Annotated in this window: 22 protein-coding genes and 1 tRNA gene; 2 read left to right on the forward strand and 21 right to left on the reverse strand. The window is 67.5% G+C overall.

Going from position 1 to position 22,834, the window contains the following annotated elements:
- Window positions 1–12: 12 nt before the first annotated feature.
- Window positions 13–2,718 carry a ribonuclease R gene (rnr, locus tag D000_RS0112230; protein ID WP_026279978.1) on the reverse strand — a complete coding sequence of 902 codons (2,706 nt, stop codon included), beginning with the start codon at window positions 2,716–2,718 and terminating at the stop codon, window positions 13–15.
- Between the two features lie 402 nt (window positions 2,719–3,120).
- Here rnr and D000_RS0112235 point away from each other — a divergent pair.
- Window positions 3,121–3,207, forward strand: a tRNA-Leu gene (locus tag D000_RS0112235).
- Window positions 3,208–3,389: 182 nt separating this feature from the next.
- Here D000_RS0112235 and D000_RS0112240 read toward each other — a convergent pair.
- The 18 genes from D000_RS0112240 to rpoE form a co-directional block, all read right to left on the reverse strand.
- Complete coding sequence (locus D000_RS0112240) at window positions 3,390–4,691, reverse strand: adenylosuccinate synthase (protein WP_018873816.1); 1,302 nt, start codon at window positions 4,689–4,691, stop codon at window positions 3,390–3,392.
- Window positions 4,691–5,881, reverse strand: coding sequence for an ATP phosphoribosyltransferase regulatory subunit (locus D000_RS0112245; protein ID WP_018873817.1), 1,191 nt, complete (start codon window positions 5,879–5,881; stop codon window positions 4,691–4,693). The genes D000_RS0112240 and D000_RS0112245 overlap by 1 nt, the downstream gene beginning before the upstream one ends.
- A 117-nt stretch (window positions 5,882–5,998) precedes the next feature.
- Complete coding sequence (gene hflC / locus D000_RS0112250; RefSeq protein WP_018873818.1) at window positions 5,999–6,880, reverse strand: protease modulator HflC; 882 nt, start codon at window positions 6,878–6,880, stop codon at window positions 5,999–6,001.
- Entirely contained in the window at window positions 6,880–8,097 is a 1,218-nt protein-coding gene (gene hflK, locus D000_RS0112255; protein ID WP_018873819.1) for an FtsH protease activity modulator HflK, read from the reverse strand. Before hflK ends, hflC begins: the two co-directional genes overlap by 1 nt.
- Window positions 8,098–8,224: 127 nt before the next feature.
- A complete protein-coding gene (gene acpS / locus D000_RS0112260; protein ID WP_018873820.1) occupies window positions 8,225–8,605 on the reverse strand; it encodes a holo-ACP synthase in 381 nt (126 codons plus the stop codon).
- Window positions 8,606–8,610: 5 nt separating this feature from the next.
- The gene (gene pdxJ / locus D000_RS0112265) at window positions 8,611–9,378 is read right to left on the reverse strand and encodes a pyridoxine 5'-phosphate synthase (RefSeq protein WP_018873821.1); all 768 of its coding nucleotides are present in this window, start codon (window positions 9,376–9,378) and stop codon (window positions 8,611–8,613) included.
- A 32-nt stretch (window positions 9,379–9,410) separates the two neighbouring features.
- Complete coding sequence (locus D000_RS0112270) at window positions 9,411–10,067, reverse strand: DNA repair protein RecO (RefSeq protein ID WP_018873822.1); 657 nt, start codon at window positions 10,065–10,067, stop codon at window positions 9,411–9,413.
- Between the two features lie 22 nt (window positions 10,068–10,089).
- Window positions 10,090–11,010, reverse strand: coding sequence for a GTPase Era (gene era / locus D000_RS0112275; RefSeq protein WP_018873823.1), 921 nt, complete (start codon window positions 11,008–11,010; stop codon window positions 10,090–10,092).
- Complete coding sequence (rnc, locus tag D000_RS0112280; protein ID WP_018873824.1) at window positions 11,007–11,684, reverse strand: ribonuclease III; 678 nt, start codon at window positions 11,682–11,684, stop codon at window positions 11,007–11,009. The genes era and rnc overlap by 4 nt, the downstream gene beginning before the upstream one ends.
- 39 nt (window positions 11,685–11,723) lie before the next feature.
- The gene (locus D000_RS0112285; RefSeq protein ID WP_018873825.1) at window positions 11,724–12,080 is read right to left on the reverse strand and encodes a DUF4845 domain-containing protein; all 357 of its coding nucleotides are present in this window, start codon (window positions 12,078–12,080) and stop codon (window positions 11,724–11,726) included.
- Between the two features lie 53 nt (window positions 12,081–12,133).
- The gene (lepB, locus tag D000_RS0112290; RefSeq protein ID WP_018873826.1) at window positions 12,134–12,904 is read right to left on the reverse strand and encodes a signal peptidase I; all 771 of its coding nucleotides are present in this window, start codon (window positions 12,902–12,904) and stop codon (window positions 12,134–12,136) included.
- A 66-nt stretch (window positions 12,905–12,970) separates the two neighbouring features.
- Window positions 12,971–14,776 carry a translation elongation factor 4 gene (gene lepA, locus D000_RS0112295; protein WP_018873827.1) on the reverse strand — a complete coding sequence of 602 codons (1,806 nt, stop codon included), beginning with the start codon at window positions 14,774–14,776 and terminating at the stop codon, window positions 12,971–12,973.
- Window positions 14,773–15,012 carry a glutaredoxin family protein gene (locus D000_RS0112300; protein ID WP_018873828.1) on the reverse strand — a complete coding sequence of 80 codons (240 nt, stop codon included), beginning with the start codon at window positions 15,010–15,012 and terminating at the stop codon, window positions 14,773–14,775. The genes lepA and D000_RS0112300 overlap by 4 nt, the downstream gene beginning before the upstream one ends.
- 109 nt (window positions 15,013–15,121) lie before the next feature.
- A complete protein-coding gene (locus D000_RS0112305; RefSeq protein WP_018873829.1) occupies window positions 15,122–16,546 on the reverse strand; it encodes a DegQ family serine endoprotease in 1,425 nt (474 codons plus the stop codon).
- A gap of 70 nt (window positions 16,547–16,616) precedes the next feature.
- Entirely contained in the window at window positions 16,617–17,105 is a 489-nt protein-coding gene (locus tag D000_RS0112310; protein WP_018873830.1) for a SoxR reducing system RseC family protein, read from the reverse strand.
- Between the two features lie 40 nt (window positions 17,106–17,145).
- A complete protein-coding gene (locus D000_RS0112315; RefSeq protein WP_018873831.1) occupies window positions 17,146–18,138 on the reverse strand; it encodes a MucB/RseB C-terminal domain-containing protein in 993 nt (330 codons plus the stop codon).
- Between the two features lie 7 nt (window positions 18,139–18,145).
- A complete protein-coding gene (locus tag D000_RS0112320; RefSeq protein WP_018873832.1) occupies window positions 18,146–18,706 on the reverse strand; it encodes a sigma-E factor negative regulatory protein in 561 nt (186 codons plus the stop codon).
- A gap of 12 nt (window positions 18,707–18,718) precedes the next feature.
- The gene (gene rpoE / locus D000_RS0112325) at window positions 18,719–19,300 is read right to left on the reverse strand and encodes an RNA polymerase sigma factor RpoE (protein WP_018873833.1); all 582 of its coding nucleotides are present in this window, start codon (window positions 19,298–19,300) and stop codon (window positions 18,719–18,721) included.
- Between the two features lie 144 nt (window positions 19,301–19,444).
- On the opposite strand from rpoE, the gene nadB reads away from it, so the two are divergent.
- Window positions 19,445–21,085, forward strand: a complete 1,641-nt coding sequence (gene nadB, locus D000_RS0112330) for an L-aspartate oxidase (protein WP_026279979.1) — start codon at window positions 19,445–19,447, stop codon at window positions 21,083–21,085.
- Between the two features lie 73 nt (window positions 21,086–21,158).
- Here the strand turns inward: nadB and D000_RS0112335 are convergent, their stop codons facing one another.
- Window positions 21,159–21,887, reverse strand: a complete 729-nt coding sequence (locus D000_RS0112335; RefSeq protein ID WP_018873835.1) for a ferredoxin--NADP reductase — start codon at window positions 21,885–21,887, stop codon at window positions 21,159–21,161.
- Window positions 21,884–22,816, reverse strand: a complete 933-nt coding sequence (mazG, locus tag D000_RS0112340) for a nucleoside triphosphate pyrophosphohydrolase (protein ID WP_026279980.1) — start codon at window positions 22,814–22,816, stop codon at window positions 21,884–21,886. The genes D000_RS0112335 and mazG overlap by 4 nt, the downstream gene beginning before the upstream one ends.
- Window positions 22,817–22,834: the final 18 nt, after the last annotated feature.

Here is a 22,834-nt window from a genome sequence, read left to right on the forward strand (position 1 = left end):
CCACGGCGCGACTCAGGAAGAGCGCCGACGCCGGCCCCGGCGCCGCGGCGAACGGGCAGGCCCGCTCGGCTCGGCCTCCGGCTCGACGATGGTGTTGCCATCCTTGTCGGCCTCCGGAGACGGGGGCGGCAGGGCCTCGTTGCCCGGCTCGGGGGCATCCGGCACGTGCTCTTCCTGCGCGCCATCCACGGGCTGGTCCGTGACTGGGGCATTCTCGCCACCACCACGGCGACGACCGCCACGACGGCGACGCTTCTTCTTCGGCGCCGGGGTGGATTCGTCCTCGGCGGCGGGGGCCGCGGCCGGCTCGGTACCGCTATCCACAGCCTCCGCGGCCGCCCCTTCGGGGGCTTGCCGGGTCTTGCCGCGGCGGCTGCGCTTCTTCTTCGGCGCCGGAGCGGATTCATCCTCGGCACTGGGCGCTGCGGCCGGTTCGGCCCCGCCGTCCGCAGCCACCGGGACCGTCGGTTCGGCCTCTTTCTTGCGCTTGCTGCGGCGGCTGCGCTTCTTCGGCGGCGTATCGGGCGGCCCTTGCTCGCCCGGCTCCCGCGCCAGCGCGAGGTCGATCTTGCGATCATCCAGGCTGACGCGCGCGACCTGCACCTTGAGCTCGTCGCCAATGCGGAACACGCGGCCGGCACGCTCGCCGGTCAGGGAGTGACGTGCCGGATCGAAGTGGTAGAAGTCGTTGTCGAGGCTGGTGACATGCACCAGGCCCTCGATAAAGACATCCTTGATCTCCACGAACAGGCCGAACCCGGTGACCCCGGAGACGACCCCCTCGAAGACCTCGCCGACCTTGTCCTGCATGTACTCCGCCTTCAGCCAGGCGACGGCGTCGCGGGTGGCCTCGTCGGCGCGGCGCTCGGCCATGGAGCAGTGCTCGCCCAGCTGTTCCATGTCGCCGTGCGAATACGGGAAGGCCTTGCGGCTGCCCTTGCGCAGGACATGACGAATGCCACGATGCACCAGCAGGTCCGGATAGCGCCGGATCGGCGAGGTGAAGTGGGCGTAGTCATCCAGCGCCAGGCCGAAGTGCCCATCCAGTTCCGGCGCGTAGACCGCCTGGCTCAGCGAGCGCAGCAAGACCGTCTGGATCAGCTGCTGGTCAGGACGCTTGCGGGCCGCCTTCAGGACTGCGGTGTAGTCGGCCGGGCTGGGTTCGCTACCACCGCCCAGCGTCAGCCCTGCCCCGTTCAGGAACTCGCGCAGCTCCTCGATCTTGTCGGTCGGGGGCTGGTCATGGATGCGATACAGGGCCGGCACCTTGTGCTTCTTCAGGAACCGCGCGGCGGCCACGTTGGCCATAATCATGCATTCCTCGACCAGACGATGGGCATCCGTGCGCTCGGTCGGGACGATCTTCTCGATCTTGCGATCCTTGCCGAAGACGATCTTCGTCTCGGTGGTGTCGAAGTCGATCGCACCGCGCCGATTGCGCGCCGCGTGCAGCGCCTTGAAGACCTGGTAGAGCGACTCCAGGTGCGGCATCACATGCGCGTTCTTTTCGCGCAGGGCGGTATCCCCGCCCAGCATCGCCGCGACGTCCTCGTAGATCAGGCGCGCATGCGAGCGGATCAGACCCTCGTGGAAGCGATAGCTCTTCAGCGCCCCGCGCGCGCCGATCTCCATCTCGCAGACCATGCTCAGGCGATCGACCTCCGGGTTCAGCGAACACAGCCCGTTGGACAGGGCCTCCGGCAGCATCGGGATCACGTTGTTGGGGAAGTACACCGAGGTACCACGGGTGCGCGCCTCGCGGTCCAGCGCCGCGTCACGCTCGACGTAATGCGACACGTCGGCGATCGCCACCCACACCCGCCAGCCCTTGCCTTCGGGCTCGCAGTACAGGGCGTCATCGAAATCGCGGGCATCATCGCCGTCGATGGTCACGAACGGCTTCTCGCGCAGGTCCAGGCGCCCCTTCTTGTCCTTCTCGGCCACCTCGGCACCCAGCGCATCCGCCGCGGCGCTGACCTCGTCCGGCCACTCGTGCGGCAGGCCGTGGGCGCGGATCGCGATGTCGATCTCCATGCCCGGGGCCATGTGCTCGCCGAGCACCTCCAGCACATCGCCTTTCAGGCGCGCGGTGCGCGAGGCGGACTCGCGGATCCGCACAACCACGATCTGGTCGTCCTCGGCCGCGCCGAGGCCATCGGGCGGCACCAGGATGTCGTGGGTGATGCGCTTGTTGTCCGGGGTCAGGATGCCGACACCATCCTCGATTCGCAGACGCCCGACCACCTGGGTCGTGTTGCGTTCCAGCACCTCGACGATCCCGCCCTCGCGGCGACCGCGACGGTCCACGCCCATCACCCGCGCCAGCGCGCGGTCCCCGTGGAACACGCCCCGCATCTGACGCGGCGACAGGAACAGATCGTCGTCCTGTTCATCCGGCACCAGGAACCCGAAACCGTCCGGGTGGCCGATCACGCGGCCGCGGATCAGGTCTTCCTGGTTGACCGGGAGATAGGCGCCACGGCGGTTGCACAGCGCCTGGCCGTCCCGCTCCATGGCCTTCAGGCGCCGGCGCAGGGCCTCCAGACGATCATCGTCGGCGATCTCCAGACGCTCGGCGATCTCGTCATAGGACAGGGGATTGTCGGCTTGCTGCAGGAGCCCGAGGATGAACTCGCGGCTGGGAATGGGGTTGTCGTACTTCTGCGCCTCGCGCTCGAAATTCGGATCCACGGCGGGCTTGCGGTGTTTTCTTGGCATTCAAAAAACTCGTTGGGTGATTCGGTGGCCTGCTACGGCCCGAAAGGCCATGCGGCGCGGGGGAGGCATCGGGTACTGCACGCGTCGAAGGACACGCCGCGTCTTCGCGCCCGTTCCCTTTTCGGGAAGGAGGCGGCCGGCGGAAAAAGCGACCCGGGCCGGTGGATTCAAGGGGTAACCGAACACCTGTCCGGACACCTTTCCGCACCCCGGCACGACCAGCCGGTTCATGCTGAACGCGGGTCGCCGGTGCGGGCCTGCACATCCATCGGTACTCCCAGCCCCTATTATGCGGCATATACGGATTTCGTGCGTGGGGGCGTTGACAGCCCCGGGGCCGCGCACTATATTGCGCGCTCCTGAAGCGCAGGACCCGGTCTCGCACCGGCGGTCCAACCTCGTGCCGAGGTGGCGGAATTGGTAGACGCGCTAGCTTCAGGTGCTAGTGAGCGAAAGCTCGTGGAGGTTCAAGTCCTCTCCTCGGCACCATCTTCAGCTTCTCGATCCCTGAATTTACGGCAATCCCCGTTATCCGAGCACTGGGCCCGGAGGACGGTTTTCGCGTGTCTGCCTGCGGCCATCGGCCGCCCGGGTAAACACTGAAGTCAGTGTTTACCCGGGCATGTCCGGCGACCCGCGGCCGGCCATGCCTCACGCCGCCAGACGGCGGATCAAGCGTCGAAGGGGTCGCGCAGGACCAGGGTCTCGTCGCGGTCGGGGCCGGTCGAGATCATGTCGATCGGCACCCCGACCACCTCCGACAGCCGCTCCAGATAGGCGCGCGCATTGGCCGGCAGCTGATCGTACTCGCGGACACCCACGGTCGACTCCTGCCAGCCCGGCATTTCCTCGTAGACGGGCGTGCAGGCGGCATACGCCTCGGCGCCGGAGGGCGGCGACTCGCGCCGCTCGCCGTCGCAGTTGTAGCCCACACAGATCTGCACGTTCTCGAGCCCGTCCAGCACATCCAGCTTGGTCATGCACAGGCCACTGATGCTGTTCACCTGGACCGCCCGCTTCAGCGCGACCGCATCGAACCAGCCGCAGCGCCGGGCGCGACCGGTGGTGGAACCGAATTCGTTGCCCTGGCGCGCCAGATGTTCGCCCATGTTGTCGAACAGCTCGGTCGGGAACGGGCCGGCGCCCACCCGCGTGGTGTAGGCCTTGGTGATGCCCAGCACGTAGTCGATATCGCGCGGCCCCACGCCAGAGCCGGTGGAGGCCCCGCCCGCAGTGGTGTTCGACGAGGTCACAAACGGGTAGGTCCCGTGATCGATATCGAGCAGGGTGCCCTGCGCGCCCTCGAACATCACGTCCTTGTTCTGCTCGCGCAGGGTGTGCAGGCGGCCGGCCACGTCCGTCACCATCGGCTGCAGGCGCTCGGCATGGGCCAGACACTGCTCGAGCACCTCCTGCTGATCCACGCCCGGCGCCTTGAAATAATGTTTCAGCGCGAAGTTGTGGTAGTCCATCACCTCGCCCAGCTTGGCGGCCAGGCGTTCGCGGTGGAACAGGTCGTCCAGGCGCAACCCGCGACGTGCGACCTTGTCCTCGTAGGCCGGGCCGATCCCGCGCCCGGTGGTCCCGATAGCGGCCTTGCCGCGCGCCTTCTCGCGCGCGTGATCCAGGGCCACGTGATACGGCAGGATCAGCTGACAGGCATCCGACAGACGCAGCCGGTCGGACACCGGCACACCCTTGGCCTCCAGCGCCTCCATCTCGGTAATCAGGGCCTCGGGGGACAGGACCACCCCGTTGCCGATCATGCACTCGACCCCCTCGCGCAGGATGCCGGAAGGGATCAGGTGCAGCACGGTCTTCTCGCCGTTGATCACCAGCGTATGGCCGGCGTTGTGTCCGCCCTGGAAACGCACCACGGCCGCGGCATCCTCGGTCAGACGATCGACGATCTTGCCCTTGCCCTCGTCACCCCACTGGCTGCCCAGCACTACTACGAAACGTCCCATCGCCATCAATACTCCACTACCGTCCATTCCCCGTCGCGCCGCTCCAGCCGCGCGCCCAAGGGCGATTCAAGTTCCTGTCCATCCAGCTCGCGCACCACGCGCACACCCCGCGCGCGCAGGTCTGCGATCACGGCCTCCAGCGCCGCATCATCCGCCGCGGGCGCGCGTACGCTCTGGCGCGCGGAAAGATCGGCCGCCCGGGCAGTTTCGCCGCGGACAAAGGTACGCAGATCGGTGCTGAATCCGGTGGCGGCACGGGCGCGACCGAACACCCGCCCGATCTCGTTGTAGCGCCCGCCGCGCGCTATGGCCTGCCCCGAGCCCGGCACGAAGGCGGCAAACACCAGCCCGGTGTGATATGCATAGCCCCGCAGCTCCGCCAGATCCAGGTGCAGGTCCAGACCGGGCTCGCTGGCCTGCAGGCGCGTCACCACGGCCTGCAGGTGATCCAGTGCTGCCTCGATTTCTGCGGGGGCACCGGCCAGAGCGGTACGCGCCATGTCGAGCACCCCGGCATCGCCATTCAGATCCACCAGCCGCCGCAGCCGGGCACAGGCAGCGGTATCCATTCCCGCGGCCTGCCAGGCAGCGAGCGTCTCGTCGATCTCGGGGACACTCTTGCGCTGCAGCTGATCGAAGAAGGCCTGTTCCTGGGTCGCGTCCAGCCCGGCATCCCGTGCCAGGGCACGGTAGATCCCGACATGACCGAGATCCATGCTCGGCTGCGTCACCCCGCACACCGAGAGGGTGGCCAGCATCAGGCAAATGATCTCGAGGTCGCTGTCGAGGCCATCGTGCCCGAACAACTCGGCCCCGGCCTGCAGCGGACTGCGCGAGCCGGACCACTCGTCGGCACGGGTTCGCAGGGCGCTGCCCACATAGCACAGACGGTTCGGCCCCTCGACACGCAGGCGGTGGGCGTCGATACGCGCCACCTGCGGCGTCAGGTCCGCGCGCACCCCCATCATGCGGCCAGTGAGCTGATCGGTGAGCTTGAACGTCTGCAGGTCCAGCGCATGTCCGGCCCCCGTGAGCAGCGACTCCAGGTACTCGGCCAGCGGCGGCATGACCAGGTCATAGCCCCAGGTGTCGAACTGGTCCAGCACCCGCCGACGAAGGGATTCCAGTCGGCGTGCGGCATCCGGAAGGGCCTCCTCCAGCCCGTCCGGCAGCAGCCAGCGGTTGATATCGGTCATCTCGTCCCTGCTCGTGTCCCGTGCTCTACCCGGCAAAAGTCGGGCCCGGAAGATCCGGGCCCGACATAAACGGCCACCTTCGATGCGGCCGCGGCCGCCCGATGGCCCGCTACTACCCTAGCGGGGCAGCGGGGCCGGGCGTTCGCCACCAGGCGCGTTGAAGAACTGGAAGAACTCGGAGTTCGGTTCCAGGATGAAGGTGCTGTTCTCGCCCGACATGCTGCTGCGGTAGGCGATCAGGCTGCGATAGAAGCGGAAGAACTCCTCGTCCTCGCCGAAGGAACGGCCCAGCGTCTCGGTCGCGCGGGCATCGCCGGCACCCCGGATCTCCTCCGATTCGCGATAGGCGTTCGCCAGGATCACCGTGCGGTCACGGTCGGCGCGCGAACGAATGCGCTCGGCCTCCTCCTGACCTCGGGCCCGGAAGTCCTGGGCGACTCGTTCACGCTCGGCACGCATGCGCTCGTAGACGGATTCCGACACCTCGTCCGGGAGGTCCATCCGGCGCACCCGCACGTCAACCAGGTTGATACCCAGTTCGCGCGCGGTCTCCAGCGCCGTCTGCCGCACCGCACCCATGATCGCGAGACGCTCGCCGGCGACGACTTCCTGCAGCTCGTAGCGCGCGAACTCGTTACGCATGCCGTCGCGCAGGATCTGGGCGAGGCGCTCCTCGGCCAGGCGCTCGTCACCACGAGTGGCGCGGTAGAACTGACCCACGTCGTCAATGCGCCACTTGGCGTAGAAATCGACGATGATGTTCTTCGCCTCCGAGGTCAGGAACCGGTCCGGCGGGATGTTCAGCGTCATGATCCGGGCATCGAACTTCTCGACGTTCTGGATCAGCGGAAACTTGAAATGCAGACCCGGCTCCGGGTCCACTTGCCGGATCTCGCCCAGGGCGAACTTGATCACGCGATCGCGCTCGTCAACGGTGTAGGTCGAAAGTGCGACCACGATCGCGATCACGACGACCGCAATACCCGCTATGCGTACCATTAGCGCACCTCCCGCGAACGCTGGGCCGACGGATCACGCGTACTGCCACCGAGACGATTCATCCCGCTGCTGGTGCCCACGGCACTGCGGCTGGTGTCGATCGGCTGCGGTGTCGGCGTGTCATTGCTGCGGCGCGTGGTGCCAGTGCCACTGAACAGCTGGTCCAGCGGCAGCATCATCAGGTTGTTGCTGCTGCCCACGTCCAGCATCAGCTTGCGAGAGTCTTCCAGCACGGCCTGCATGGTTTCGAGGTACAGGCGATCACGCGTGACCTCGGGGTACTGCCGGTACTCGACCAGCAGCTGATCGAAGCGGGCGGCGTCACCGTCGGCGCGCGCAATCACCTGATCACGGTAGGCCTCGGCCTCCTCGAGGATACGCGCCGCCTGACCGCGGGCCCGCGGGATCACGCCGTTAGCGTAGGCCTCGGCCTCGTTGCGGAAACGGACCTCATCCTCGCGCGCACGGATGGCGTCGGCGAAGGCCTCCTGCACCGGCTCCGGCGGCTGCGCCTGCTGCATGGACACCGCCGTGACAGTGATCCCCGCCCCGTAGGAATCCAGGCTTTCCTGCATCACCACGCGCGCGGCGGAGGCGATCTCGCCACGCCCTTCGCCGAGGATGAAATCGAGGTTGGAACGCCCGACGCGTTCGCGGATCGCCGACTCCATCACCCGGTTCACGGTGGTGTCGGGGTTGCGCACATTGAACAGGTAGTCCACCAGGTCGAGGATGCGGTACTGCACCGCAATGTTGATATCGATGATGTTCTCGTCACCGGTCAGCATCAGCGCGCGATGCTCGAGCGTACGCACATTGTCGACGTTCTCGATCTCGATCCGCTCGATGGGATACGGCAGGTGCCAGCCCGGACCCGGATTCTTCACTTCCTGGAACTCGCCGAAGCGAAGCACGACGCCGCGCTCGCCTTCGGAAATGATATGGAAGCCGGAGGCCAGCCAGACCACCAGGGCAATGATCAGACCAAGGCTGATCAGGGCCTGCGACCCGCGGCCCATGCCACCGGAGCCGGAGCCACCGGAACCACCGCTGCCACCGCCGAAGATTCCGTTCAGCTGCCGTGACAGCTTGCGCATCATCTCTTCGAGATCCGGCGGCTGCTGATTACCGCCGCCGCCACCACCGCTGCCGCGCTGGCCACCACCACCCCCACTCCAGGGGTCGCGGTTATTATTTCCCGGTTCGTTCCAGGGCATGGACTGAACTCCGTCGCTCGCTCAGGGCTGCGCCCGCGACGACGTCCAGAGACACCGGCGGGCATAAGAGACCACATTCTAGGGAGCCGCCCCCACCCGGGCAACCTCGCCCGGAAGGAAAGGCGGGTTACTCGGCCCCCTCGAGGACGACAAAGGCCTGGGCATACTCGCGCTCGTCACTGATGCTCAGATGGATGGCGACCACTCCAAGGCGTTTGGCGGTCGCGCGCGCGCGGCCTTCCAGCACGAATTCCGGGCGCCCGCGTGCGTCATGGGTCACCCCCGCCTCCGCCAGCGCCATCTCGGCCCCGACGCCACAACCCAGCGCCTTGGCCAGGGCCTCCTTGGCGGCAAAGCGCCGGGCCAGAAAGCCGGCCGGTTCATGGGATGGCAGATCGGCCTGCTCCAGCGGATGCAGAATGCGTTCGGCCAAACGCCGGCCGTGGCGCTCCCACATGCCGCGCATGCGTGCGACCTGTACCAGATCGGTGCCGATACCAAGGATCATGGAGCTCAGACCGGATACTGACCGGCCGGCAGCCCCTGACGAGCCGCATCCATCAGCCCGCGCATGTGGCTGACCGCCTCGGGCAGGCCGGTAAACAGCGCGCGCGCCACGATCGAATGACCGATATTCAGTTCGTGGAACACCGGGTTGGCCGCGATCGGGCGGACATTGTCGTAATCCAGGCCATGCCCCGCGTTGATCACCAGCCCGAGGTCGCGGCCGGCGGCCGCCGCGTCGTTGATACCGGCCAGCAGGCGCTCGCGCTCGGCCACATCGCGGGCATTCGCATAGGATCCGGTGTGCAGCTCCACCACCGGGGCCCCGATCGCCACCGCGGCCTCCAACTGGCGCACATCCGGCTCCACGAACAGCGAGACTTCGATCCCCGCCTCGCGCAGCGGCGCCACAAAGGCGCGCAGGCGATCAAGCTGACCGACGGCATCCAGACCGCCCTCGGTGGTCAGTTCCTCGCGCTTCTCCGGGACGATGCAGCAGGCCTCCGGCCGCAGTTTCAGGGCAATGGCCTGCATGCCTTCGGTGGCCGCCATCTCCAGATTCATCGGTACCTTCAGGCGCGGCTTGATGCCGAACACGTCATCATCCTGGATATGCCGCCGGTCCTCGCGCAGATGCAGGGTGATGGAGTCGGCGCCGCTGGCCTCGGCCAGCCGCACCGCCTGCATCAGGTCAGGATAGGGGGTGTGGCGGGCCTGACGAATCGTAGCGATGTGGTCGAGGTTGACGCCGAGCTTGAGCGGAGCAGGATGCGACATGAGGCAGTGGCCTTGTAGGGTGCGTTGCCGGACTACAGCAGACTGCGGGTCCGCAGCGGCCGGCCCGCCAGATGGGTATCGATCAGCCGGCGCATGAAATCGCGGCTGATGCGGGCAAGATTATCCGGGACTGCATGGCCGCTGGCCAGCGCCCGCAGGGCCACCCCGGGTATGGCCTCGCCGCGCCCGGCGGCCACGCCTTCCAGCCCTGCGGACGGGTCGTAGCGATACCAGGCATCGGGATCGAGTTCCGCCGGGTCCAGGTGTTCGAGCCCGGAGTCGAGCGGGGCCAGCAGGGCCCATTCGGCGCGCCGCAGCGCCGCATCGGCGCGCTCGCCAGCGGCCAGGCGGGCATAGCCGGCAAGCAGCGCAGGCAGCGCCTCGGGGATCGGGGCCTCTCGAGGATACAGGCGCAGCACCAGTTCGTTCAGGTACAGACCACAGACCAGCGCGCGCCCGGTCAGCGGATACACCCGCTGCTGCTCCGCGACGCTGAGGGTGGGCAGCTCGCCGCGGCCGCGCCAGGCCAGGTCCAGCAGGACGAAGGGCTGCACCGATCCGGCCTTGCCCCGCACCACCGCGGACAGGCGACCAGCCTCCGCAGTCATCAGATCCAGCACCCGGCTGTTTTCGCGCAGCGCACGCGCATGCAGCACGACACCCTGGGTCACGGCGGGGGCGGCGCTCATCGCTGATGGCGGGCCGGACGCCTCACCGGGATTCTTCGATACCCAGCTCGCGCAGGGCACGGGGACTGCGGGTCCAGTCCGGCTCCACCCGCACGGTCAGGCGCAGCATCACCTTGCGCCCCAGCAGCTGCTCGAGCTGGACGCGCGCGGCCTGGCCAATGCGCTTGAGTCGCTGTCCGCCCTTGCCGATCACGATGCCTTTCTGGCTGTCCCGCTCGACCAGGATCACCGCGTCGATATGTGTGGTGCGGGGCTCGTCGGACCAGTCCTCCACGCGCACCGCGACCGAATAGGGCACCTCCTGCCCGAGATGCTCCAGCATCGATTCGCGGATCATCTCCTCGGCGCGAAAGCGTTCCGGGCGATCGGACAGCTGCTCCGGGTCGTACAGGAAGGGGCCCTGGGGCAGACGCTGCCGGATCTCGGCGATCAGGCCCTCGAGGTTGGAACCGGTGCGGGCCGAAAGCGGCACCACCCCGACATAGTCGAACGCCGCCATGCGCGCCTCGATGAAGGGCAGCAGCTCTTCCTTGGCACGAAACTGATCGACCTTGTTGATCACCAGAAGCGCCGGACGGCCGGAGTCGCGGATGATCGCCTCGATGCGCTCGTCGCCGGGGCCAAACTGGCCGGCCTCGACCAGGAAGCAGACCAGGTCGGCATCCGCCAGGGCATGGCTGGCCGTACGATTCAGGACGCGATTCACCAGCTGCGTGCGTTCGGTATCGATGCCCGGGGTGTCCATCAGCACGATCTGGTCCGCCCCCTCGGTCACGATGCCGAGGATGCGGTTGCGGGTCGTGTGCGGGCGTCGCGTGGTGGCCGCCAGCTTTTCGCCCACCAGGCGATTCAGCAAGGTGGTCTTGCCGACATTGGGCCGGCCGATCAGTGCGATCAGACCGCAACGCGTGGCGGCGGATTCGGGGGCTTCGGATTCGGTCATTGTTCCTGTACCTGTTGCAGGCGTTTCAGGGCGGCCTCGGCCGCGGCCTGTTCGGCACGCCGACGGCTGGACCCCTGGCCCCGCTGCGCCCAGCCCTGGCTCGGCAGGTGCACGGCCACGGTGAACTGGCGCTTGTGGTCGGGGCCGGTCACCTCCAGCACCTCATAGACCGGAAGCTCGGCATTGCGCCCCTGCAATTGTTCCTGGAGCCGGGTCTTCGGGTCCTTGAGCGACTCCGCCGAGGGCAGGTCATCCAGGCGCTCAGCGTACAGCGCAAGGGTGAACTCGCGTGCCGCCTGCATGCCGGCCTCGCGGTAGGTCACCCCGATGAGGGCCTCCACCGCGTCCGCCAGGATGGAGTCGCGCCGCTGCCCGCCACTCTTGCGCTCGCCCTGACCCAGGTTCAGCGTGCCCTCGAGCCCGGTCTCTCGCGCCAGTGCCGCCAGCGATTCACGATTTACCAGCGCCGCGCGCAGGCGGGTCAGGTCGCCCTCCGGGGCCTCCGGCAGCTTTTCAAACAGGGCATCGGCGATGACCAGACCCAGCACCGCATCACCCAGGAATTCGAGCCGTTCGTTGTTGCGCCCGCCGGCACTGCGATGGGTCAGTGCCTGACCCACGCCCTCGCCTTCGCGCACGGCCGGCGGCAGCAGGCTGCGAAAGTCACGACTCACGAAACAATCCCGGGAACGGACAAAAACACCGCCGCGCGCCTATGGCGCGAGCGTCTCGGTATTCGAGAACCGCGCGACCACGTCCACGTTACCGAGAAATTCGCGGCGCACCTCGTACTCCACGTGCAGATGGCGACCGGAGGCGTCCTCGGTCACGCTGAAGTTGTCCTGGTCGATCCCTTCATACACGGAATTGATCTGGAACCGGCGACTGATGTCGCGCCAGAGCTCGCGCTCGCTCTTCTCCGCCGCCCCGGTCTGGGTCGCGACGTCCTGCATGATGGAACGCACCGTCATGTACTGGGTGTATTGCGTACCCATCTTCACCACGAAGGTGCCGACCAGCAGCGCCAGAAAGATCAGCGCCATGATGGTGACGGCGCCCGCGCCGCGCATCGAGTGTCTGGAGTGTCGAATCATTGCCCGCCCCTGTTGCATGTGCCCGCCACTTAGCGAATCGCCTGGCCAATACGGGAAAAGTCCCGATAGCTTTCATTGTAATCCCAATGCAGCCAGATAAAGAGGGCGCGCCCCACCAGGAGCTCCTCGGAGACAAACCCCCAGGTCCGGCTGTCGTTGGAATTGTCGCGGTTGTCGCCCACCATGAAGTAGTGCCCCTCGGGCACGGTCACGGAGCCGTCGACGCTGAGCTGCTGCTCGCGCATCAGGGTGTTGTAGGTGCGCCCGTCCAGCGTCTCCTCGAACACCGAGGCGCCGTCCATCACGGCGCTGGAACCCTCGGCCTCGAAGGTCCCCACACGCTCGGCCGGCTGCGGCTCGCCATTCACGTACAGCACGCGGTCGCGGAACGCGATGTGATCCCCCGGCAGCCCGATCACGCGCTTGATGTAGTCCTCCTGCGGGTTACGCGGATACTTGAAGACCACCACCTCGCCACGCTCGGGCTCGCCGACGTCGAAGATCTTGGTCCGCGTGACCGGCAGGCGCACACCATAGGAAAACTTGCTGACCATGATGAAGTCGCCCACCAGCAGGGTCGGCATCATCGACCCGGACGGGATGCGGAAGGGCTCGGCCACGAACGAGCGCAGGATCAGCACGATCAGCAGCACCGGGAAGAACGAACGCGAGTAGTCCACGAACCAGGGCATCTCGCGCTGGCGCTCGGGGCTGCGGCGCCGGCGCCGGATCACCCAGCCCAGCCAGATCAGGCCGGTCACGGCGGTTGCCAGCACCAGGATCAGTTCGAGATTTGCCATGCCGTGTCCTCAGTTCCCGGCCCGCCGGGCCTCAGCGCGCAGCCGACGCGGGCCGCAAACGGATTGTCATTTCTTGTCGTCCACCGACAGCACCGCAAGGAAGGCCTCCTGCGGCACGTCCACCTTGCCGATCGACTTCATGCGTTTCTTGCCGGCCTTCTGCTTCTCCAGCAGCTTGCGCTTGCGCGAGACGTCACCACCGTAGCACTTGGCCAGCACGTTCTTGCGCATGGCCTTGACCGTGGAACGCGCGATGATCTTCGAGCCGATCGCCGCCTGGATCGCCACTTCATACATCTGGCGCGGGATGATCTTGGCCATGCGCTCGATGATCTCGCGCCCGCGCGACTCGGCGTGGTCTCGGTGCACGATGGCCGACAGGGCGTCCACGCGATCGCCGTTGATCAGGATATCCACCCGCACCAGCGGGGCCATCTGAAAGCGCAGCGGCTGATAGTCGAAGGAGGCATAGCCGCGGGTTGCGGACTTCAGTCGGTCGAAGAAGTCGAGCATGACCTCGGCCATCGGCAGCTCGTAGGACAGCTGCACCTGGCGCCCGAGGTACTGCATCTTGGTCTGGACGCCGCGCTTCTCCACGCACAGCGTGATCACTGCGCCGACGTATTCCTGCGGGACAAGGATGTTCGCCTCGATGATGGGCTCGCGGATCTCCGCGACCTCGTTGTTCGGCGGCAGTTCGGAGGGGTTGTGCACCATCACCACCTCGCCGTCGCTTCTTTCCACCTCGTAGACCACCGTGGGCGCGGTGGTAATCAGGTCGAGGTCGTACTCGCGCTCCAGGCGTTCCTGCACGATCTCCATGTGCAGCATGCCGAGAAAGCCACAGCGAAAGCCGAAGCCCAGCGCCTGCGAGGTCTCCGGCTCGAAGGACAGCGCGGCATCGTTCAGGCGCAGCTTGTCCAGCGCATCGCGCAGGTCGTTGAAGTCGTCCGAGCTGACCGGGAACAGGCCGGCGAACACCCGCGGCTGAACCTCCTGGAAGCCCGGCACCGGTTCGGAGGCCGGGTTGTTGAAGTCGGTGAAGGTATCGCCCACCTTGGCCCCGGAGATGTCCTTGATGGTCGCGATCAGATAGCCGACCTCGCCCACCTCCAGGGTCTCGCGGTCCACCGGCTTCGGCGTGAAGACGCCGACCCGGCTGACCTCGTGGGCACGCCCCACCGACATCGCCTTGATCTTCTGGCCCGCGTAGAAACGGCCAGCCTTTACCCGCACCAGCGCCACCACACCCAGATAGTTGTCGTACCAGGAATCGATCACCAGCGCCTTGGGCGGCGCGTCGGCATCCCCCTCCGGTGGCGGGATGCGGCGCACGATCTCCTCCAGCAGCTCGGCGATGCCCTCGCCGGTCTTGGCGGAGACGCGCAGCGCACCGGCGGCCTCGATGCCGATCACATCCTCGATCTCGGCTGCCACCCGATCCGGCTCGGCCGCCGGCAGGTCAATCTTGTTCAGCACCGGCACGACCTCGAGGCCCTGGTCGATCGCGGTGTAGCAGTTGGCCACACTCTGCGCCTCCACCCCCTGCGAGGCGTCGACCACCAGCAGCGCCCCCTCGCAGGCATACAGCGAACGCGAGACCTCGTAGGAGAAGTCCACGTGCCCCGGGGTATCGATGAAGTTCAGCTGGTAGCGCTGGCCGTCCTCGGCCTCATAGAACAGCGAGACGCTCTGCGCCTTGATGGTGATCCCGCGCTCGCGCTCCAGGTCCATCGAGTCCAGCACCTGCTCGGACATCTCGCGGTCGCTCAGGCCATGACAGCCCTGGATCAGGCGGTCGGCCAGCGTGGACTTGCCGTGGTCGATGTGGGCGATGATGGAGAAATTGCGGGTCAGGCGAGTTTCGGTCATGCAGGGGCCAGTTGGTCCAGCAGTGCCTTTCGGTCGAGGAAATGGCAGCAAAGAATGTCGCCGTCGACCGCGAGCACCGGGACCTTGACGTTGAAACGCGCCTGCAGCTCCGGGTCCTCGTCAATGTCGACAACCGTAAGCGCGAAAGTATAACGGCTTTTGAGCGCCATAATCTCGGCCAGCATGTCGTGGCAGAGACCGCAGCTCTCGCGGTGATAAAGCGTCAGTTCGATCATGCACGCCCCGGCATGGCCGCCGCCCATCGGGCCCGGCCCCGCTCACCGCACACGAAAAACCCCGCGACCGGGGCGCAGCGACCCGGCCCGGGGCGGTGTGTCGGACGCATCAGTCCTGCGGGACGCGCAGGGCGATATAGGTAGGATTGCCGCCGCGGTACACCAGCACTGGCACCGTACGCCGGTCCCCGACCTCGCTGATCAGACGATCCAGGGTCTCCAGCGAGTCCACTGCGGCGCCCCCGAACTGCACGATCACGTCGCCGGAGCGCACCCCGGCCGCGCGGGCCGGGTTGTCGACCACCTCGCGCACCACCAGGCCGCTGTCGACATCCAGGTCCTCGGCCGCGGAGCGATCCAGCGGCTCGAGAACCATGCCCAGCAAGCTCTGCGGCTGGGCCGGATCGGGCTGACCCGGACGCGGCCCGCCGCGCTGGGCGGAGACATCCTCCGGCAGGCGTTCGATCTCGACCTCGAGGATCAGGGTCTCGCCACCGCGGCGCACCTCGACCTCGGCCTCGGTACCCACGGGCGTACGCCCGACGATCGGCGGCAGCGCCGAGGAGTTGGGCACCTCGATGCCATTGAACGAGAGGATCACATCCCCGGTCTCGAAGCCCGCCTTCTGCGCCGGGCTGTCGGACTGCACGCGGGCGACCAGGGCCCCGGTGGGCTTGTCCATGCCAAAGGAATCGGCGAGCTCGCGCGTGACCTCCTGGATCAGCACACCCAGCCAGCCCCGGGTGACCTCGCCATGCTCGCGCAACTGGCGCACCACGTCCTCGACCATCTCGATGGGGACCGCGAACGACAACCCCATGAAGCCGCCGGTACGGCTGTAGATCTGCGCGTTCACGCCGATCACCTCGCCATCCATGTTCAGCAGCGGGCCGCCGGAGTTACCCGGGTTGATGGCCACATCGGTCTGGATGAAGGGCACGTAGTTCTCGGTCGGCAGGTTGCGGCCCTTGGCACTGACGATGCCCGCCGTCACCGAGTGGTCGAACCCGAACGGGGAACCAATCGCCAGCACCCACTCGCCCACGCGCAGATCGGCCGAGGAACCCAGCTTCAGCGTCGGCAGGTTGTCCGCGTCGATCTTGAGCAGGGCCACGTCACTCTGCGGGTCCTTGCCGACGATCTCGGCGTCGTACACGCGGCGGTCGGACAGATGCACCACCACCTCCGACGCCCCCTCGACCACGTGATTCGCGGTGATGATGTAGCCGTCTTCGCTGTAGATGAAGCCGGAACCCAACGAGTTACGCTGGAAGCTCTCCGGCGCCTGCCGTCCTTCCCCGCCGGGGCCGCCGAAGAAGCGTTCGAACAGGTCCTCGAACGGCGTACCCTCGAAGTCCGGCATCTGACCACGATGCGGGCGTTCGCTCTCGCGGGTGGTCGCGATATTCACGACCGCCGGGCTGTGCTGCTCCGCCAGCGGTACGAAGTCCGGCAACATGCGCGCCGAGGCCGGGAGCGACAGGACGAGAAAGGTCAGGGCCACCAGTGCCCATTGCATCGGTTTCATCATCATCCAACCCGTATTGGGAAAACGTGGATTCATCGGTCTAGAAACTCGCCCGGGCAACAAGTTCCCGCCCGGATCAGTTTCGTGATACGGCCCCGGAGGCAACGGCGCGATGGCGGCCAGAAGCCGGGTGACGCTCCAGCAGGACCGGGGCCAGATCCGGGGCCCGGCGGCGCAGCCAGCCCCGCACGCCCAGCAGACCGGCCGCAAAACCCAGGGCGCCGGCCAGCAGGTGATAGCCCTCGCCCAGGCCGGGCGCGGCCCACATCAGCAAAGCGGGTGCCACCACCAGCCCCGCCAGCGGCAGGAGATACATCGCCAGGGCCCCGGAAACCAGGGCCTGGTCACGAACCCCCAGTGTGACGGTGTCCCCCGGCTGCAGGTTACCGGGGTGGCCGATCGTCACCTCGACCGCCTTGCGCCCCAGCACCTCGGACAGCACGCCGCTGCCACAGCCAGTGCGGGCCGAACAGCTGCCGCAGGTGGACTGCCGCTCGATGCGCACACGGGCCTCGTGGCCGGCCACCGCCAGCACCGTACCCTGTTCGCGGATCCACTCACTCATGGCCGGCACTCATGTTCGGAAGACAGCACGGGTAGTCGCGTTAATCGTCGGACTCGCCGCGGTGGTAGACCACCGCATCCAGCACGGCCTGCACCGTCCGCCGCGGGACATCCCCCACCGCAGTCACCTGATGCCCGTCCACCGAGCGCGCGGCACCGTGGGTGGCACCAGCACGGGTCGTGCCCTCGAACATCTGTTCGCCACTGGCCGATTCGACGTAGACCGACACCGAGGCCAGCCCGTCACTGAGCACGAAGTGGCGCTGACGCGCGCCCTCGTCACCGACGCGGCGCTCGGTGGCCGCAATCGCCGTGAACCCGTCCGGCAGGTCGCTGAAGCCCCAGCCTCCCATGCCGGTTTGGTCGTCCCATTCCAGCTTTTCGTGGCCACGGTCGGCCCGCACCTCGATCCGCTCGACATCCGCACGGCGGGGCTCCAGGGCGGCATCGGGTACCTCGTCCAGGCGTTCCAGCTCGGTAAACGCGAGCCGCTCCAGCAGGTTGCCGTGGCCGTCGTAGAGCTCGCTCAGCAACGGCAGCGCGGTGGCGGCATGCAGGCAGTAGCGATGGCTGTAGCGCAGGGTGTCGCGGGCCCGCGCCAGAATCATGCGACAGTCGAGCCCGGCCACACGGTCCGCACCCATGTCCTCCAGCACATAGCGGTCATGTCCCTCGAGCAGGAACACCGGCGCCGCCGCTGGCCAGTGGGGGGCACCCGTGCCCTCGCCGGAGTCGGCCCGGGCACCCTTGAGGGCACTCAGGCGGTCGACCGAGCGCAGGATTTCGCGCGGGCTGCCGGTCAGGGTCTCCAGCCGCTCGCGGTAGCCACCATTGTCGGCGGCATGCACGACACGGATGGTATCCAGGCGGTCGTCGCGCTGCAGTACGAAGGTTCCCTGGTAGCTCTCGGCATGCAGACTGGCCGTCATCCGCTGCAGCCAGTCGGCCGGGGACGCGGCCCCGGCCAGCAGCGGAAGCGGAAGGCAGCAAAGCGCGGTGACGGCAACCAGGGCGAACGGCAGGCCGCAGCGCATTATCGCGTTACTCGTCGCTCACCGAATAGCGAACGCGACCGAGGGCGGTGGAGCCCGGACCGGTCAGTTCCGCGTGGTTTTCGAGATACCGGGCAAAGCGCGGATCCAGGGTCTCGCGCTCGGCACCCGGCCCCTCGCCGGTGCTGACGCGCTGTACCCCGTCGGCGATCTGCGCCGGGGCCGGGCGTTCGCTGACGACCGGTGCGGCGTCCGGGGTCCCGGATTCCGGGCCCATCATCTGCATACCCACCAGCGTCACCATGGCCACGGCCGCGGCCACACCGGTACCGGCGACCGGCTTCAGCCAGCGCGGCTGCGCCGGGCGCGATGTCACTGCCAGCGGAGGCTCGTCGGCCAGCGCCTTGTGGATCCCGTCCATGAAACCGGCGGGCGCGGTGCGCCGCATACCGCCACGCAGACTGTCGCCGATCAGGTGATAGCGTTCCCAGCGGGCGCGGTCCTCATCGGACTTCACCAGCTCATCCATCAGGCGACGCGTCTCGAAGTCATCCGTTTCTCCGTCCACCAGGGCCGACAGACGTTCGTTCTTGGAGACTTGTTCTTTCATGGCGCTACTCGTTCAGTTGTCGTCTAACAGCGGACGCAAGGTCCGATCGATGGCCTCGCGGGCCCGGAAGATGCGCGACCGGACCGTGCCGATCGGACATCCCATCGTCTGCGCGATCTCTTCGTAACTCAGTCCTTCGATCTCGCGCAGCGTGATGGCCATCCGAAGGTCGTCGGGCAGTTCCTCGATGGTGCGACGCACCGCCCCCTCAATCTCTTCGGACAACAGTTCCCCTTCCGGGGTTGCACTGTCCTTCAGGGCGGAGTCACCGCCCATCTGTTCCGCGTCCTGCGCATCGACTTCGGCCTCGGGCCGGCGTCGTCCCTGGGACACCAGGTAATTCTTGGCCGTATTGATGGCGATGCGGTAAAGCCACGTATAGAACGCGCTCTCCCCGCGAAAGTTCGCCAGCCCCTTGTAGGCCTTGATAAAGGCCTCCTGGGCGACGTCCAGGGCCGCTGCATGATCATGCACGTAGCGCCCGACCAGGTTGATGATCTTGTGCTGGTACTTCAGCACGAGGACATCGAAAGCCGCCTTGTCGCCGTTCTGAACTCGCTTGACCAGGGCCTCGTCGGAAGCCTTCTCGCTCATGCGGGGACTCCCGCCAGCACACCAGTCTCCGGTAATCTATGGTGCATGGACCGCCTGACTCGCATTAAGTTCGCATTGCGCACAACACTGTTGCGCAAGGGCCACATTTTGCTCTGGCAACAAGCGCAGCACGTTACCTGAGCCATGGGGTCAGCACAACAGCCCCGACTTACGGACGTGCTGGTGATCGGGAGCGGCGCGGCGGGGCTTTCCGCGGCGCTGCACCTGGCCCCGCATCGGCGGGTCACCGTTATCAGCAAGGGTCCGGTAGACGAGGGCTCCACCCGCTACGCCCAGGGCGGGATCTCCGCGGTGCTGGACCGCACCGACTCCTTTGATGCCCACATCCGCGACACCCTGGACGCCGGCGCCGGTCTGTGCGACCCGGACGCGGTACGCCGCACCGTCGCCGCCGGACCCGAGGCGATCCACTGGCTGCTGAACCTCGGCGTTCCGTTCACCCGCGAGCCCATGGAGGGTCGCAGCCGCCTGCACCTGACCCGCGAGGGCGGGCACAGCGCCCGCCGCGTGGCCCATGCCGCGGACGCCACCGGTCGTGCGATCGAGGATGCACTGGTAAAGAGCGCCTCCGGTCAGGCCAGCATCGAGGTCTACGAGCGCCATGTGGCGGTGGACCTGATTACCCAGCCGGTGGAGGGCAGCCGCCGCGTGGTCGGCGCCTACGTGCAGGACGCGAAGACCCGCGAGGTGGAGACCCTGCTCGCCCCCACCGTGATCCTGGCCACCGGCGGGGCCAGCAAGGTGTACCTGTACAGCTCCAACCCCGACGGCGCCACCGGCGACGGTATCGCAATGGCCTGGCGGGCCGGCTGCCGCATCGCGAACATGGAGTTCATGCAGTTCCACCCGACCTGTCTGTTCCACCCGCGCGCCAAGTCGTTCCTGATCTCCGAGGCGGTACGCGGCGAGGGTGGCCTGCTGCTGCTCCCCGACGGTGAACGCTTCATGCCGCGCTTCGACGAGCGCGCGGAACTGGCCCCGCGCGATATCGTCGCCCGTGCGGTCGACCACGAGATGAAGCGCCTCGGCCTGGATCACGTGAACCTGGACATCAGCCACAAGCCGGCGGAGTTCATCCGCGAGCACTTCCCGACGATCCACGAGCGCTGCCTGGAGTTCGGCTTCGACATGACCCGCGAACCGCTGCCGGTCGTGCCGGCGGCGCACTACACCTGCGGCGGAGTGATGGTGAACCACTTCGGCCAGACCGATCTGCCCGGCCTGTACGCGGCCGGCGAGGTCTCCTATACCGGCCTGCACGGGGCCAACCGCATGGCCAGCAACTCGCTGCTGGAGTGTCTGGTCTACGCCCGCGCGGCCGCCGAGCACATCCTCTCGCAGACCGACCTGCCGCAGCCGGAACGGCTGCCGGTACCGCCGGCCTGGGACGAGTCCCGCGTCACCGAGTCACAGGAAGAGGTCGTGGTGGCCCACGACTGGGACGAACTGCGCCGCCTGATGTGGGACTACGTTGGCATCGTGCGCACGCGCGAGCGCCTGCATCGGGCCGAGCGCCGCATCCGCATCCTGCAGGAGGAGATCCACGAGTACTATAGCCATTTCCGCATCTCGCCGGACCTGCTGGAGCTGCGCAACCTGGCCATGGTGGCCGAGATCATCGTGAAGAGCGCGCTGTCGCGGCAGGAGAGCCGCGGGCTGCACTATATCCGCGACTACCCCGATACCCACCCGGCTCTGGACGGTCAGCCGACCATCCTGGCACCGGACAACGCCCTGCGCCCCGGCGACCACCGCCGCCCGTAAGCGGTCGTCCGAGACTGCCTCGCCGCGGCAGGCCTTGCCGTGATGGGTGGCTCGGAGCCAGCCCGCTACCGCACTACCACCACTTCTCGTATTTCAGCTGGGCCTCGGGGATGCCCCAGTCCGCCAGCAGGGCGGCCATGTCCTCGATGAACTCGCGCGAGCCGCAGAAATAGAACAGGGCGTCGCGCGGCAGGTCCAGCGACTCCAGCAGCGCATGACTGATGCGGCCGGTATGCCCCAGCCAGTCCTCTGCCTCGCGCGTGACCGTCAGGCTGACGTCGATATTCGGCGCCGCGGCCATCGCCTCAAGCTCCTGAGGGAACAGCACCTCATCCTGGTGGGCCACGCTGTAGACCAGGTGGGCGTAGACGTCCGGCATGCCGGCATGGATCGCACGCAGGATGCCGAACAGCGGCGTGACCCCGATGCCCGCCCCCAGCAGCACCACGTTCTTCGCCATGCCGGGCTCGAAGAAGAAGCTGCCCTGTCCCGGCGTGACGTACACCGTATCGCCCTCGCCGGCCTCCGTGTGCAGGTAATGGGTGGCCGCATGATGGTCCGCGTACTTGATGGCCAGCTGCAGCCGCCCGTCGGCGCGCGGCGCGGAGACCACCGAGTACCCCCCGACGAAGGGCTTGCCCTCCGCCTGCGGGATCACCAGATCCAGCCACTGGCCGGCCTTGCTGGAAAACCGCTGCGGGTCCGCCGCCAGGGTGAAGACCTTGATCAGCGGGGTGACCTGCTCGATGGCCTCGATCCGGGCGGGCAGAAAGTGGTCGGGCAGCTCAACAGCTTCGCTCATGTCGGGTCCTTGGTATCGAATGTGTCCCGGGTCGCGCGTTCAAGACGCCGCGCCTCCTGGTAAAGGGTCTCCTGGCGGTCGAAGTCGAGCCCGGCCAGGCTCTCGCCGCTGGCCGAGGCCAGCGCCTCCATCTGGCGGAAACGGGCCTCGAACTTGCGCGTGCTGCCGCGCAGCGCGCCCTCCGGGTCCACCCCCAGATGCCGCGCCCAGTTGCTGACCGCGAACAGCACGTCGCCGACCTCCTCGGCGATGCGCGCCGGCGGCTCACCCTGGTCCACCGCCGCCTGCACCTCGGCCAGCTCCTCGTGAATCTTGGCGACCACCGGGACCGGGTCGTCCCAGTCAAAGCCCAGGCGCGCGGCGCGGCGCTGGCTTTTTACCGCGCGCGACAGGGCCGGCAACGCCAGCGGGATATCGTCCATCGCGCTGGACTGGGCGCGCGCCGCGCGCTCGCGCGCCTTGTCCGCCTCCCAGGCGGCCTCGCGCTCGGCATCCGAGCCGTGCTCGACATCGGCGAACACGTGCGGATGCCGGCGCACCAGCTTGTCGCCAATCGCGCGGGCGACATCATCCAGATCGAAGCGCCCCGCCTCCTCGGCGATACGCGCCTGGAAGACCACCTGGAACAGCAGATCCCCCAGCTCGTCACGCAGCTCCCTGGAGTCCGCATCCGCGCCCTGGTCACAGGCGATCACGTCGGCCAGCTCATAGGCCTCTTCCAGGGTGAACGGGACGATACTGCCCGCGGTCTGCGCCCGGTCCCAGGCACAACCTGCCTCGGGGTCGCGCAACCGCGCCATGATCGCGCGCAAACGTTCCAGCGGGTTCGGCGACGCAAGCGAGCCCGGCGCGTCAGCGGGAGTGTGGTCGGTCATCGCGGGAGTGTACGGGGTCCGGTGAGCGGGAAAAACCGCCCACCGGATGAACATTCAGAACCGGTGGCTCCT

The sequence above is a fragment of the Thioalkalivibrio sp. ALJ16 genome (assembly GCF_000377345.1).
Taxonomy (GTDB): domain Bacteria; phylum Pseudomonadota; class Gammaproteobacteria; order Ectothiorhodospirales; family Ectothiorhodospiraceae; genus Thioalkalivibrio.